This is a genomic window from Neobacillus niacini (assembly GCF_030817595.1).
GTDB classification, from domain to species: domain Bacteria; phylum Bacillota; class Bacilli; order Bacillales; family Cytobacillaceae; genus Neobacillus; species Neobacillus niacini_G.
This window is the reverse complement of the sequence record NZ_JAUSZN010000001.1, coordinates 694,978-708,470: the sequence shown is the minus strand read 5'-3', so window position 1 is coordinate 708,470 and position 13,493 is coordinate 694,978. Positions and strand designations below refer to the sequence as shown.

The 13,493-nt window shown below is 35.1% G+C and carries 15 protein-coding genes, 1 pseudogene and 1 riboswitch; of the genes and pseudogenes, 3 read left to right on the top strand and 13 right to left on the bottom strand.

Going from position 1 to position 13,493, the window contains the following annotated elements:
- Positions 1–57: 57 nt before the first annotated feature.
- Positions 58–1,266 (bottom strand): MalY/PatB family protein, encoded by a 1,209-nt coding sequence (locus QFZ31_RS03540; protein ID WP_307300949.1) that lies wholly within the window; start codon positions 1,264–1,266, stop codon positions 58–60.
- A 223-nt stretch (positions 1,267–1,489) separates the two neighbouring features.
- On the opposite strand from QFZ31_RS03540, the gene QFZ31_RS03535 reads away from it, so the two are divergent.
- Complete coding sequence (locus QFZ31_RS03535) at positions 1,490–1,933, top strand: MarR family winged helix-turn-helix transcriptional regulator (RefSeq protein WP_307300947.1); 444 nt, start codon at positions 1,490–1,492, stop codon at positions 1,931–1,933.
- A 515-nt stretch (positions 1,934–2,448) separates the two neighbouring features.
- On the opposite strand, the gene QFZ31_RS03530 is transcribed toward QFZ31_RS03535, so the two are convergent.
- Positions 2,449–2,628, bottom strand: a complete 180-nt coding sequence (locus tag QFZ31_RS03530; protein ID WP_307311342.1) for a GNAT family N-acetyltransferase — start codon at positions 2,626–2,628, stop codon at positions 2,449–2,451.
- Positions 2,629–2,796: 168 nt separating this feature from the next.
- Here QFZ31_RS03530 and QFZ31_RS03525 point away from each other — a divergent pair.
- A pseudogene (locus QFZ31_RS03525) lies at positions 2,797–3,635 on the top strand (tyrosine-type recombinase/integrase).
- Positions 3,636–3,783: 148 nt separating this feature from the next.
- On the opposite strand, the gene QFZ31_RS03520 reads toward QFZ31_RS03525, so the two are convergent.
- From QFZ31_RS03520 to QFZ31_RS03505, 4 genes are all read right to left on the bottom strand, one after another.
- Complete coding sequence (locus QFZ31_RS03520) at positions 3,784–4,248, bottom strand: hypothetical protein (RefSeq protein ID WP_307300945.1); 465 nt, start codon at positions 4,246–4,248, stop codon at positions 3,784–3,786.
- A 190-nt stretch (positions 4,249–4,438) separates the two neighbouring features.
- Positions 4,439–5,170, bottom strand: a complete 732-nt coding sequence (locus tag QFZ31_RS03515) for a class I SAM-dependent methyltransferase (protein WP_307300943.1) — start codon at positions 5,168–5,170, stop codon at positions 4,439–4,441.
- Positions 5,171–5,959: 789 nt separating this feature from the next.
- Positions 5,960–7,051, bottom strand: a complete 1,092-nt coding sequence (locus tag QFZ31_RS03510; RefSeq protein ID WP_307300941.1) for a collagen-like protein — start codon at positions 7,049–7,051, stop codon at positions 5,960–5,962.
- 301 nt (positions 7,052–7,352) lie between these two features.
- Positions 7,353–8,429: a glycosyltransferase family 2 protein gene (locus QFZ31_RS03505; RefSeq protein WP_307300939.1), complete on the bottom strand. Its 1,077-nt coding sequence runs from the start codon at positions 8,427–8,429 to the stop codon at positions 7,353–7,355.
- A gap of 339 nt (positions 8,430–8,768) precedes the next feature.
- Positions 8,769–8,852, top strand: a riboswitch (cyclic di-GMP riboswitch).
- A 29-nt stretch (positions 8,853–8,881) separates the two neighbouring features.
- Between QFZ31_RS03505 and QFZ31_RS03500 the strand changes: the two genes are divergently transcribed.
- Positions 8,882–9,001: an anti-repressor SinI family protein gene (locus QFZ31_RS03500; protein WP_307300937.1), complete on the top strand. Its 120-nt coding sequence runs from the start codon at positions 8,882–8,884 to the stop codon at positions 8,999–9,001.
- 164 nt (positions 9,002–9,165) lie between these two features.
- Here the strand turns inward: QFZ31_RS03500 and QFZ31_RS03495 are convergent, their stop codons facing one another.
- The 7 genes from QFZ31_RS03495 to rpmG all read right to left on the bottom strand — a co-directional run bounded on the left by QFZ31_RS03495 (position 9,166) and on the right by rpmG (position 13,353).
- On the bottom strand, positions 9,166–9,588 hold the full coding sequence (locus QFZ31_RS03495) for a hypothetical protein (RefSeq protein WP_307300936.1): 423 nt from the start codon (positions 9,586–9,588) through the stop codon (positions 9,166–9,168).
- A gap of 139 nt (positions 9,589–9,727) precedes the next feature.
- Positions 9,728–10,114: a hypothetical protein gene (locus QFZ31_RS03490; RefSeq protein WP_307300935.1), complete on the bottom strand. Its 387-nt coding sequence runs from the start codon at positions 10,112–10,114 to the stop codon at positions 9,728–9,730.
- Positions 10,115–10,384: 270 nt separating this feature from the next.
- Positions 10,385–10,546 carry a hypothetical protein gene (locus tag QFZ31_RS03485; protein WP_307300933.1) on the bottom strand — a complete coding sequence of 54 codons (162 nt, stop codon included), beginning with the start codon at positions 10,544–10,546 and terminating at the stop codon, positions 10,385–10,387.
- Between the two features lie 300 nt (positions 10,547–10,846).
- The gene (locus tag QFZ31_RS03480; protein ID WP_307300932.1) at positions 10,847–11,308 is read right to left on the bottom strand and encodes a hypothetical protein; all 462 of its coding nucleotides are present in this window, start codon (positions 11,306–11,308) and stop codon (positions 10,847–10,849) included.
- 142 nt (positions 11,309–11,450) lie between these two features.
- Positions 11,451–11,747 carry an AbrB/MazE/SpoVT family DNA-binding domain-containing protein gene (locus QFZ31_RS03475; protein WP_307300931.1) on the bottom strand — a complete coding sequence of 99 codons (297 nt, stop codon included), beginning with the start codon at positions 11,745–11,747 and terminating at the stop codon, positions 11,451–11,453.
- A gap of 139 nt (positions 11,748–11,886) precedes the next feature.
- Positions 11,887–13,089, bottom strand: a complete 1,203-nt coding sequence (locus QFZ31_RS03470) for a GTP-binding protein (protein ID WP_307300928.1) — start codon at positions 13,087–13,089, stop codon at positions 11,887–11,889.
- A gap of 114 nt (positions 13,090–13,203) precedes the next feature.
- Complete coding sequence (gene rpmG, locus QFZ31_RS03465; RefSeq protein ID WP_307300927.1) at positions 13,204–13,353, bottom strand: 50S ribosomal protein L33; 150 nt, start codon at positions 13,351–13,353, stop codon at positions 13,204–13,206.
- Positions 13,354–13,493: the final 140 nt, after the last annotated feature.

Genomic DNA, 13,493 nt, shown 5'->3' with positions numbered 1-13,493 from the left:
CCATTTTCCCCCTTGTATGACCCTATTGGATTCTATAGCAATCGGATATTCAACTCTTTAGGCTTTTAATAGATTTTTAGCTTCAACATCTTGAAACGCCACAGCGATTCTTTCCAGTGCTTCTTTAATGAGTGGTCTAGGTGACGGAATGCAAATTCTTTGGAAACCTCCCCCTTCTTCTCCAAACATCTCTCCATCTTCCAGTAAGACGTTGGCATTGTTATAAATACGATCGTGAACTTCCTTAGACGATAGACCATACCCTCTAAAGTCCATCCACAATACGTAAGTTCCTTCAGGAATTTCTACTTTTACAGTTGGCATTTTTTTTGCCAGGAAATCTTTCACAAACGCCATTGTGTCATCAAGATAATGGTTTAGTTGCTCTAACCATTCCTCTCCTTCATTGTAAGCAGCAATCAGAGCTGAAACCGTAAACGGAGATGGCAAGTTAAAGCCCATTGTCTGGCTGAAAAGTTCCCTGATCTCTGGATTTGAGATAATCACATTCGTGCAATGAAGGCCGGCAACATTAAAGGTTTTATTAATCGCTGTACAAGTGATTATATGATTTGTATGACTCGCGATTTTTGCGATTGGAATAAAGGTTTGATTCTTTCTGACAAGGTCTCCATGTATTTCGTCCGCAACAATGAGGACATTATTTTCGGCACAAATATCGGAAAGCCTTTTCAATTCTTCTGCTGTAAAGATTCTCCCTGTCGGATTATGGGGGTTGCACAGGATAAACATTTTTGTGTTTTCTTCCTTGGCTTTTTCTTCAAAATCTTCGAAGTCAATTGTGTAGGATCCATCAGAACATTTAAGTGCATTATTTCTTACGATTCTTCCATTTCCTTCGATGGCGGCAGTAAACGGAGGATAAACCGGTCGTTGGATAATCACTCCATCTCCAGGATTGGTCAAGGCTTTAACTGCTACATTCAAGGCATGAACGGTTCCTGGACTAAATACAATTTCCTCCTTTTTAATTGCCCAGTTATGTCTCTTAGTAAACCAATGCTGAATGGATTGATAATACTCATCTGGAAAGACAGAGTACCCAAAAATTCGATGATCCACCGTTTTATGCAGTGCCTCTATTATTGGCTCCGCCACAGGCAAATCCATATCGGCTGTAAATAAAGGAATCGTCTCATGATCGTATCTTTCGGTTAAGCCAGCATTCTTAATTAACTCCTCGCCATCCCATTTTAAGGAATAGGTATTTCGGCGATTGACCATTTCATCAAAATTGTATTTCATCATGTAACCTCCTCATTCAAAAAATTTTCTTCTTTAAAAGAATAAATTAATAGCGCTTTCATTTATTATTTAATAACAGTTTAGCACCTAAACTGTTATTTCGTCAACAATATTCTAAATATTTTAAAAATTATTATTCTATGAAAAGACTTATTTATGCATTTTTTTATATGGTACAATGAAGTAAAAATGGGCGGATTTGTAAATGGAAAGGAGAAATAAAATGGATCGGGAGAAAGTTTTTCATGAACTGATGGAAACACTATATGAAACTACAAGATTAATGAGCGACTACCATAGTGTCCCAAGGACATATGGCACTGAGGATGAACTCTATATGGTGGAGGCCCACACACTTAATTTAATTGGAGATCAAATTAAAACCAATACCTCAGAAATTGCTGCGATGACAAATCGTACAAAAGGTGCAATTTCCCAAATGATAGATAAGCTTGTAAAAAAGGGATTGGTAGCTAAATATAAAAACCCGGACAACCATCGGGAAATGATTATTGAATTAACACCAAAAGGAAAAATCGTCTACAATTATCATAAAAAATTGGATACAGAGGAATTTAGAAAACCATTAAAGAACCTTGAGCATCTTACAACTGAAGACTTTCAAAAATTCATTATTATGTTAAAAACAATAATTAAATGGCAGTGAATTGTTTCATAAACAAATGAGGTTTTGTGAATAAACAAGTTACGGCACCATTCCAGTAATAGTGGAAGGTGCTGTTTTATTAGACAAGCATTTGTCGCTCGTTAGTGATGCTAGGATTTCTTCTGTCTGAAAATTGGAACCGGATGAAATGGATAAAACAAAATGGTACAGAATTGACTATGAAAAATTGCTGGAGATGGAGATAGCCTGCTAGAATGCAAAGCTCATCCAATTGAGGAACATGCACCTGTGGAAGATTTGGAGAAAACGGAGGAATTCGCTGTCCGTCCTTCCGTGAAAAAGTAATTCCCTATGTTGAAATCATCCGCTATTTGAATGAAAAGACTGGAAAGATTGTTTTTGACAATTAAAAAATGCTGTTTAGGGCTGTAGGTTTTTAGAATGTAAAAAAGCCGAAGATATGTAAGAAATGAATAAAAACCTTCATATCTTCGGCATATTGATAACTTTAGATATTAAACAAATTGCACCAGTTAGTGAAAGAAAACTGTTACTTATAATGGCAAACTCATTGAAACTGTTCTTATATTAAAGCCCATTTTTTCGTAAAGTTTAATAGCTTGATTCCCTGCAAATGCACTTAGACGAACTTCAGAGTATCCATCTTGTCTTAGATGGTCAATGGCTGTTCTCAATAATTGTTTAAAAATTCCGTTTTCTCTAAATTCTTCTATATCGTTTTATTAAGTTTAGTATAATATTCCAGTAATCTTCTTCAAAATTCTAAATTAAATAGGTTCCTTGTTCAAGTAACCTGCACCGATAGTTCAATATCTGTACGTTTCCATTTCAATAAACAAGGCAATAATTCCTCTTAATCAACCGAATTGGAGGAAATTATTATGTTATTATCAAAAGCCTGGGAACTTTATGAATCAGATAAAAGGATCGAAGGATTCTCTCCTCAAACATTAAAAGCGTATAAGATCCAATCTAAGCTACTTATCCAATACTTTAAAGATGTGAATGTTGAAACATTGACTACTGATCAACTGAAAGGATACTTAGCAAAATCCAGTGAACACCTAAAGCCATCAAGTTTGGCTCATCGTATTCGATTTATTAAATCTGTATTTCGTTGGTCACACGAGGAAGGGCATATACCCAAAAATCCAGCTGCCAAAATCAAAGGACCTAAACAAGGAAAACGAATTCCAAAATTTTTAACGGAGAGAGAAATAGAACATTTGAGGGAATCGTGTTTTACTCCAATGGAAAGGCATTATTTGAATTTATGTTTTCAACAGGATGTAGAATAGGTGAAATTGTTTCTCTTGATAAAAATAGTTTTAATTGGGCAAATCATTCTGCCATTGTGCTGGGAAAAGGCGATAAGGAAAGGGAGGTCTACTTTAATATACGGTGTGAAATCTGGCTCAAGCGATACTTAGACCTTCGCCAGGATAAAGACCCAGCTATTTTTGTTACCGAACGGCACCCACATAGAATGAGTATTGGACAGATGAGGTACATCATAAAAAGAATATCAAGTAGGGCAGGAATCAACAAAGAAATTCATCCACACCAACTACGTCATAGCTATGCCACACACCTATTGAACAACGGAGCTCCCATTGATGTAATTCAAAGTTTACTTGGGCACGAAAAAAGCGAGACTACTAGGATTTATGCTCAATTAAGTGGCAGCCTTAGAAGAGAATTCTATAGAAAGTATTTTTAAACTAGATAGTGAAAAGGCAACGGACAATCCGCTACCTTTTCACTATCGCACCCGTTACTTTAAGTACAATAATTCACAAACTTTCTTGTTAAATAAGAAAAAAAGGACCTTCATCTTGAAGAAACGACCCTTTAGTTCAACACAATATTTAATAGGTTTTTTTATGAGTGAATACAGAATCGTACCATCTTTGATAAAGATAAATTATTGGTAAATGACTAATAATCGCAAAATAAAGCCCCAAATTACTCATATTGTTCAACTCATAAAGTCCAAATTTTTCAAAAATAAAGGGACTAATAATAAATGCTTGTATTGCATCCATAATGAGATTAGCTCCGAAAAATAACCAAACGTTGGGATAAAAAAAATAAAATACAAGGATTGTAGTGACGGGAAGTAGTCCATATGTAAACGATGAAATATTTGTTAGAAAAAATAAATTATTTGTTACCGTCCACCAATTCCAAACTTCCGCCATTTGGAAATAAATTGTATTCAATAAAACAGTAAAAAACGCAACTGATAAAAAATTTCTTATCCTAATTGAATTTAGTGGTACAAGTAAAAACCAAGGTACTATAATTACAATCCAGGAAAGGACTTGACCCATTGATGAACCTCCATATTTTTTTTTATCTTTTCCTAAATTGGGTAATTCTTATTCAACAATACTGCTTCGTTAGTAAAATAACTTCAACAAAAATAAGCGTTAATCCTCCTTAGATCAACGCACCCGTTAGTTTAATTAGAAAAACGTCCCTACTTTTGTAGGAACGTACAATTAAAGATTTTATCACCATTTACTTTTCTGCTGAGATTATTAAGAACATAGGTCTTCGGAGTTCATCTTTCATTTCAGGAATACTATTTAACATTTCTTCAGAAGGAATAGGTTCCTTGATTGCCCTTATAATAAAACCAGCTTCAATTAAGTCATTTATATAGGTTGAAAATGTACGATGATATTTAATAACGTTTTCAGTTAGGAATGTTGTTTCACGCAATCCTTCTGATTGGTAATTATCAATTGCCCAATGCAGACGACTCCCTTTATCATCATAATACCAATCTTGTTCGTTTCGAGATGTGAAAATCGGATGTTCAACTGAAAAAACAAATGAACCTCCAGGCTTCAGACAATCATAGACCTTTTTACCGATTGTTTCAAAGGACTTAATATAATGAAAAGCCAATGAACTGAGGACAAGATCAAATTGAGAGCCTGAAAAATTGATGTCTTCAATTGGCATTTTAATGTATGAAATCGAAGGATCATCCGTCATTTCACGAGCTTTGTGAATCATTTTTTCGGATATATCTACACCAATGACTGAACTTGCTTGTTGCTCACGAGCGTACCTGCAATGCCAACCGAAACCGCATCCTAAATCAAGTACACTCTTATTTCGCAAATCTGGTATTAATGCTTTTAATTCGTGCCATTCTCCTGCACCTTCAAGTCCTTTTACTGAACGTGGCATTTTTTTATACGCAGAGAAAAATTTCTCATCATCATACTTGTTTTGTTTCATAATTAATTCATCTCCTAAATTAAGATAGCCTCCTAAAATATTTAAAACAACATCATTTTTAGGAGGCTCTCTCTCTCCTTCTAACCATTTCTTTCACCTCATTAAAAAATAACTTTTAATATTGTAACACACCCCTTATTCAACTAACCTGCACCGTTACCTCAATAAGAAAAATGTAATCCCTGATTCTTCAAGAATCGCACCCGTTACTTTAAGTGAATTCCTTCACAATTTACTAGCACTAGGAACAGTGTTTTAGTTTCTAGAAATCCCTCCTTTTCAATAAATTTAGAAGAGAATTTTAGAATTTTTAAGTTTTATACACAAGATTTTCAATAAAAAAGAGAATGTTCGTATTTCTGGAGCATCCTATTTTTGGCTACCAAAATCTTGGGTTCCCCATTTTAATATAGATAGAAAATATATAGAGAAGTCGGAAATAGCTACAAAACATGAAACTGTGTTTAGACAAATATTAGTAGAAGATGGAGTGGTATTACCCAGTTAATGGGGTTCAACGATATCACAATCAACTGTTACTTGTTTTTGAAAAAATTTCTGACGAGCATAGATTGTTACTAATGTTGTTCTTAATTTCCTCCTCCTACAAAAATTGCAAATGTGACCAAATGCTATTCTTCGAAGAATACTTGGTTACCTTCTAAAACTTATATTGTTTTTGAAATAGGAGGAAATTTTCTTGCTTAATAATATTATTGTCCATTTGACTGCCATCACCTTAATATGGTCACTACTACATCAGATACCCCCGAAGCACACATATTGATTTTAACTCAGTCTAAATAAACTAAAGGATGCATTGATGATTGTGACTCCATCTGCGGTTGTTAGAAGATTATCACTCGTACTTCCTACATTTCGTAAATTAAGTGTTGCACCGTTCGGGATTATTAGAATAGCAGAACCCACAAGATTGAAATTTTGGTTAGGAATACCAACTTGACCATAAATCGTGGAAGGTTGAACTACACCATTTAAAACAATGGCATAAGCTGCTTCAGTGTTTCCTACTGCAAATTGTGGTTCAATTTCGTAGAGAACACGATACTCTCCTCCATTTGCTACTGTTATTGTCGAAGGAGCTATAAATGCAACCCCCCCAGTTAAGGGTCCGGTTGAATTGAATGTTACGTTTCCTCCTGCAAGTACCGTTTGTGCACCAGTGTGATAAACATAACCAGATGCACTAGAAACTGTGCCAGTAGCTCCAGTTGTTCCAGTAGGTCCTGTGGCTCCAGTCGCTCCGGTTGCTCCAGTTGCTCCGGTTGTCCCTGTTGCCCCGGTGGCACCAGTCGCTCCCGTTGCTCCGGTTGCTCCTGTTGTCCCTGTTGCTCCAGTAGGTCCTGTGGCTCCAGTCGCTCCGGTTGCTCCGGTTGTCCCTGTTGCTCCAGTAGGTCCTGTGGCACCAGTGTCCCCGGTTGCCCCGGTTGCTCCAGTTGGTCCAATTTCTCCAGTTGCTCCTGTCGCTCCAGTTGCTCCAGTGTCTCCGGTTGCCCCGGTTGCTCCTGTGGCACCAGTGTCTCCGGTTGCTCCGGTTGCTCCAGTGTCTCCGGTTGCTCCGATTGCTCCAGTGTCTCCGGTTGCCCCGGTTGCCCCGGTTGCTCCGGTTGCTCCCGTTGCTCCTGTAGCACTGCTTGCTATTTTTACATTTACTTTTACGTTTTGTTCTACTTTACATCTACAATCTCTATGTCTACAAACTGGACATTTATGTTTTTTGCATTGACAATTGCTCTGTCCACATTTTGAGCATTCCTTATTTTTACAAATGCAACTGTAATGCCTACAATCTTTACATTTGTTACGTTTGCATTTGCAATTTCTATGCCCGCATTTTGAACATCTTTCATGATTATCCAAACCCTTTTTCAACCCCTTTCCATAAAAATCACTATATTTTATGGGAATAGAAATAGGGGTGCTTGGACAAGGAGGTTTATTTCCTACTTTTTTTCTTTGAATTATTAGAAATATGGTCGTTATTAATTAAACGATTTGCATTGTCTTTTTGATTAATTAATGACAATGCTCTTAATTTTACTAACGGAGAAGTATAAAGTTTAAGAACTCATTTCTTTATGTTAAGCAGTCTTTTTTTTGTTTAAATTTCTCGATTATTTGGGGTCTTTATCTAACCAAAAATAGCATTCTAATTTGCATACTATGTTTTTTGTAAAATAGGTTCTAGAAAACGTTTGTTGTGCAAAATGCTAGGGTGATCAGGAAAATATTTTCGAGCAATCTCGTTGTGTTCATAGGCTAGTGCATGGTTCCCTAGTTGTGAGTAACAAACACATAATTGCAAATGCGGAAGCCAAGTCCAGCAAGCATGGTTAATCTTTCCTAAATTGTCAGTTGGCTTTTCGAGTTGTGTGGCGAGTTTGTACCAGAACAGAGCCTGGAGGGGCTTATTATTATGGAGGAATCTATAACCTATTCTGCAGCAAAAATCAGCTCGCGGTGAATCGTATTCAAAAGATTTTAGTAAGAAATGCATTCCCATTTCTTGATTATCTATTGCATCATAACATTCAGCAAGCCTTCCACAGGCAGAAATGTTGTCTTCTACCCAGCCATTTTTTGTTTCTAAAAATTGTTTATAGTATTTGATAGCTTCCTCAAACTTTTTATGCTCAAGAAGTTCGTTTGCAAAGTAAAACAAGTCTCTGGGAGAGAATTGTTCACCCCGTTTAAGACGGTTTTTATAGATACGAAGATTACGGTCTGTGTCGTGATGAATCCTACAATGGGTTACAGCAACCTCACTGTTTAGAATATTTCCCCAAACTTCAAGGTACTCATGTACTGCCCCAAACCATTGGAAATTATTTTCCCTTTTTACAAGGCGATTACGCCGAAGACTGGTAATAACATTTCCATTTTCATCAATCGCGAGATTATAGAGCATAGTGACTGAATCAATGGTAGTGTTAAGTGTCTCTTTCAACGTTAAAAATTTAATGCGGTCATTTTCCATTAAAACATCATCCGCATCCAACCAAAAAATGTAGTCCATTTTGGCGTTTCTAAAAGCGAAATTCCGTGCTGCAGCAAAGTCGTCAATCCAGTGGAAGTCAAGGACCTGATCAGTATATTGAGAAACAATTTCTTTCGTTTTATCTGTTGAACCTGTGTCCACAATGATGATTTCATCGACAAGGTTATTTACAGAATCTAGACATCTTGCGATAGTGTCTTCTTCATTTTTCAAAATCATACAAAGGCTAACTGTAATCAAAATTAATCCGCTCCTTTAAAAAACGAATTCCTATGTTTTTAGCTATGAAAAATGACAAAGTATGGTGTGTACAATCCCCAAAATTGTTTTCTATATAAAAAAACAATAGACCTCCTCAATGTATGGTATACAAGAAATTACTGCTTCGTTAGCACGCTTCGTCAAGGCTGCTCTGGTCTACAACTCTTGCACACGTTAGTTGAACAAGCACCTTTTCTTCTATTGCACATTATCCTCGAATTGTTACATAATTTGCCATTTATAGTCGAACTTTTTCGAATTTATTCCGTTCAATATAGTGAACATTTGTAGTACAATCGTTTCATATGATTGACAATATTTAGAAAAAGGCAAACCATCCGAAAGTTTGGGACGCAAAGCTACAGGTCTAAGGTGTTAAACTATGATGGCTGAGATACCTTAAAATGGTACATATTTTAAGGGGGGATATTATGACTGCAATTGCTAGTGAAAAAGAAGTAGATAAAGAATGGGTGGAACTTATTAGGAAAGCTTTAGATTTAGGTATTCCTGCTGATGAAATTAGAGATTTTCTAAATAAGTCTTCTTGACCTCTATGAGGTCTATTTTTTTTGTTTACTGCACACTTTGGGTCAAATGCGACATAAATGCGAAATGGATTTTCTTCTTTATTGTTCCACTAACCTGCTCGTTAGCAGAACAAGAAAAGCGACTGCCCCTTATTGAACAATCGCACCCGTTAGTGTAATAAGGTTTAAACTTCTTCTTGATATATTTCTGTTTTTTTCGGCTTTAAATTCAAAGGTATTTTAAACTCCTTAATGTTTTCAATATGATTGAAAAATCCATCTTTATCATCATAATCCATTGACCATTCTGTTGCCTTTAACTTTTTTAACTCATTCGTTGGTTCAAATAAGAATTCACAGTGAAGTTGTTCAATATGAGAATACTCATCTTCATCATAAACAGTAAACTGACGTACAAAATCCAAATGAAATAGTTTCTCACCAGTAAAATTGAAAACACCACATTGAAATAAAATTTCTTTTTCTTCTTCGCCCTCAACTGGTTCTTTACAAAAATCTTTAAATGCTTGCCAAACTTTTTTTATATCATTGGCATTTTCACCTATTTTATCTTTAAGGTAAATTGCAGCATTTTTAACTGTAATCATTCCAACACCTCCGATATTATTATGTAATTATTCTTGTTTAACTAAACTACTCTGTTAGTACAACAAGAAAAAAGAGAACGCCGCAGCGATCCCATCTTAAGCTCTTGCTACCCTTTAGTTGAAAAAGACATAATCTCTCTTATTTTCCTACATAATCAATCTCAATCCCATTCACTTTTTTATCCATTTCGTAAGTTTCAGAGGATTTATCATAAATAACTTTTAGGTTCTTTTCACCAAGCCATTCAATAGAAAACTCTTTATCTGACCTAAATGTATTTCCCGATTCATTTTGAAAATCGTCATCTTTATCTAAAATGGATAATTGAGGTGAAAATCCCGTTGTTGCACCACAACTTCTGTCGAAAACATAAGCCACATTCTCACCACTAGGAGAAGGGACTTTTTGTATAATATCATTTCCACACATATCTCCAAACAATGTATCCAATACATATTTACCAACCATAAATACAGCAAGTATTGTGATTATTGTTATCAAAATTGGTTTCACTTTATTTTTCATTTAACTCACCTTGATTCAGTTTGTATATTTGAAGTTTTCTTTAGCATTCCCCAAAGTCCTTGTTGCACTAACCTGCCCTTTAGTTCAATAAGAAAAAGGCTGCCGTATTTAGCAGCCAGTTCGTGAGGTAAAGTACCCTTTAGTTTTAAGTATAATTCTTCACAAAATAAGATTCTTCCACCACATAGCGATCTCTATCTTTATCTTCTGCTATCCATAGTTCAAGAGGTGAATTCAGTTCAATAAAAAAGAAAAGCAGGCTAGGTTTACCTAATCCTGCTTTTCTCTTTTTTCTTCAATTAACTCTGACATATGAACTAATTCAATTCTGTTAAGAGAGAATCCCTCTTTTTTTATTTCACAATAGCCTGAATCGTATTGATAAATAAGCCAACACTTCTCGCCTTTATATATTACAATTTTAAAACCCATTAATTCCACCCTGAATACTATGATTTATAAAATGATTATATAAGATAATATTCATATTTTCTATATTTTTTTTATTTTAATACAACCTTTATGCCACCCATTTGGCAACACGTGGGGGAAATGAATCTTGAACAATAAATAAAGTTATCTAAAACCATTTATATATAACGCTTTATTAAAATAAACCGCTTCGTTAGTTGACCAACGTAAAAAGAGCTGCTTGCCGCAACTCCATCTTTAACTTAAGCACCCTTTACTTTAATTAGAAAAGCGTCCCTGCTTTTAACAGAAACGCTCTCGTTAGTGATTTTTTTCTATTTTACATATCCACTTATAATAATTTAATAAAATAATTAGTAGGATAGGATCACAAATTACTGAATACCATAATTTCCACCATCCATAATAGAAGTACCCCCAAGGTTCAGGAAATAATGCTATTACTTCATAAATCACCATAAATACTAACCAATAAATATAATAAAGAACTCGTTTTAATAATGGAGATGTAAATGGATACCAATTTAAAAACATCATATTTATAGGTGGTACAAGTAGTGTAAGTGCAGGTAAAGATGACCAATCAACATCTTTTGAAAAGTACCAATAACCTTGGTATTTTTGGTCAATATACAAATCAAAAAGCCCCTGAAAAACGATAGTAAATGCCCAAATGTGAACAATTTGATTTTTAGTCAACTGCTTGTTAGTTTTAAAAGCAATTATATTAAAGAGAAAAACAGCAATAATAAGTCCAATCATAAAAAAATCCTTTTTTATTTACTTTTCTCTTATCAAAGTTCAATTATTCTGTCATTCGTCCTTGTTGAGCTAACCTGCATCTTTAGTTCAATAAGAGAACTCTAGCACCCTATAGTTTAAGTACAATTCTTCACAATCTCATTCAACCTGTTAAATCAGGAATAAGACATACCCGTTTTTCCTTTTCATCGATAGTAATAGTAAAAACTGTATCTGTGTCGATATTATTTAATCTTCTAATTTCTGCCGGTATATGGATTGTTCCTTTTTGATTATAAGTACATTTATTTTCTTTTTCAAACCCTACTTTACTTGTTAATACAATTTTTTTACCATCTATAAATATTTTGATCATGTCACCTACTTCAATATTTAATATTTTAGTAAGAGTTTTAGGAATGTATAATTCTCCACTTTTTCTTAATTTTACTTTATTCAAATCAATCCCTCCCTAAGTATGATTAAATTAAAATACAAACGCTAGATGCAGGCATTTATTTATCCATAATAAAATGGAAAGGGGGTTCTTCAAAATAAAATGAATGAGCCTACATCCATATATTGTAGGCTCGTTCATTTTATTTAACTGCTGTAGTAATATTCCATACGAACGGGTCACCCATTTTATTCCAATCTTGAATCATCTCTTCTTCTGTCAATAAGCAGCGATCTAAAGAAGATTTCACAACTTCTTTATCCATGTGGATTCCGATCACAACCATTTCATTTTTCCGGTCTCCAAACTTTTCATCCCAGTCTTCTTTTACTGTCGGGTCTTCTTCAAAATATTGGGCTTGCTGCTCTAGGGACAAGGATGCGATCCAATAAGCTACCGGATCTAATTGCACCGAAGGACCTGCTTGCGAAAATAATATAGCTATGTCATTCCTTGTTGCGCACCATACGATTCCTTTTGCCCTCACAATTTCTTCTGGTATTTTTTCCACCCAGCGATTGAACCTTTCAGAATGAAATGGGACCGAACTTCTATAAACGAAGGAGCTGATTCCATACTCTTCCGTTTCCGGAGTATGCTCAGGCGCTTCCAATTCTTTAATCCAGCCGGCAGATTCGCTTGCGGCTTCAAAATTAAACAAACCTGTATTTAAAATCTCTGGTGGGCGAACCTTCCCCTTAATTGAACGATGAAATTTCGCTGTAGGCTGTAACTTTCTTAAAAAAACCTCCAACTGAATTAATTGTTCCTCTTCAAGCAAATCGCATTTATTAAGGATCAAGACATCACAAAACTCAATTTGGTCTATTAGTAAGTCCGCAACCGTTCTTTCATCCTCTTCACCTACAGCCTGGTTTCTTTCCAGAAGGAGATCTCCTGAGGCAAAGTCATGCCAAAACCTGTTTGCATTAACAACTGTAACCATTGTATCGAGTTTACAAAGCTTTGTAAGATCAATCCCCAACTCTTCATCTATGTAAGAAAAAGTTTGTGCAACAGGTACTGGTTCACTTATACCTGTTGATTCAATCACAATATAATCTATATTTCCAATCTCGACCAGTCGTTCCACTTCTTTTAAAAGGTCTTCTCTTAATGTACAGCAAATACATCCATTTGATAGTTCCACAAGCTTTTCTTCCGTTCTGTTTAACCCCCCTCCCTGTTTTACCAATTCTGCATCCACATTAATTTCACTCATGTCATTAACAATAACTGCAACTCTTAATCCATCTCGGTTCTGAAGAATATGGTTTAGTAAAGTGGTCTTCCCTGCTCCTAAATAGCCGCTTAAAACAGTTACCGGAATTCTTGTGTCTTTCATGATAATTCTCCCTTCCGTTATCCACAAATAATAACCATTACGAATACTTTATACATATTTTAATTAACTTGAAATTACTCAGGTTTTAAAGGACATATATAACTATGCATTTTCTTACTTTGTTTCTCTGTGTATCGTATAGCGTTTCAACCGAGGAGAATATTTCTTTAGTTCGAGTCTTTCCGGATCATTCCGTTTGTTCTTTGTTGTAATATAATTTCTGTCGCCAGTTTCTGTACATTGCAAAATAATTTTTACACGCATCTTACTTTCCTCCTAATTTTTCGTTTTCAAATCAAAATGATTACGATTTGCACTTTATCCCAATTTCATTTTAATGTCAAGCGGTAGAACGATAACTTCTTGCCATAAAAAAAATAAATCGAAATGATTCCTAAAGTCAT

What these genes read in the sequence shown, in the direction of transcription:
- QFZ31_RS03540 (WP_307300949.1), bottom strand. Translation starts at nt 1,266, where the DNA reads ATGAAATACAATTTTGATGAAATGGTCAATCGCCGAAATACCTATTCC.
- QFZ31_RS03535 (WP_307300947.1), top strand. Translation starts at nt 1,490, where the DNA reads ATGGATCGGGAGAAAGTTTTTCATGAACTGATGGAAACACTATATGAA.
- QFZ31_RS03520 (WP_307300945.1), bottom strand. Translation starts at nt 4,248, where the DNA reads ATGGGTCAAGTCCTTTCCTGGATTGTAATTATAGTACCTTGGTTTTTA.
- QFZ31_RS03515 (WP_307300943.1), bottom strand. Translation starts at nt 5,170, where the DNA reads ATGAAACAAAACAAGTATGATGATGAGAAATTTTTCTCTGCGTATAAA.
- QFZ31_RS03500 (WP_307300937.1), top strand. Translation starts at nt 8,882, where the DNA reads ATGACTGCAATTGCTAGTGAAAAAGAAGTAGATAAAGAATGGGTGGAA.
- QFZ31_RS03495 (WP_307300936.1), bottom strand. Translation starts at nt 9,588, where the DNA reads ATGATTACAGTTAAAAATGCTGCAATTTACCTTAAAGATAAAATAGGT.
- QFZ31_RS03490 (WP_307300935.1), bottom strand. Translation starts at nt 10,114, where the DNA reads ATGAAAAATAAAGTGAAACCAATTTTGATAACAATAATCACAATACTT.
- QFZ31_RS03485 (WP_307300933.1), bottom strand. Translation starts at nt 10,546, where the DNA reads ATGGGTTTTAAAATTGTAATATATAAAGGCGAGAAGTGTTGGCTTATT.
- QFZ31_RS03480 (WP_307300932.1), bottom strand. Translation starts at nt 11,308, where the DNA reads ATGATTGGACTTATTATTGCTGTTTTTCTCTTTAATATAATTGCTTTT.
- QFZ31_RS03470 (WP_307300928.1), bottom strand. Translation starts at nt 13,089, where the DNA reads ATGAAAGACACAAGAATTCCGGTAACTGTTTTAAGCGGCTATTTAGGA.
- rpmG (WP_307300927.1), bottom strand. Translation starts at nt 13,353, where the DNA reads ATGCGTGTAAAAATTATTTTGCAATGTACAGAAACTGGCGACAGAAAT.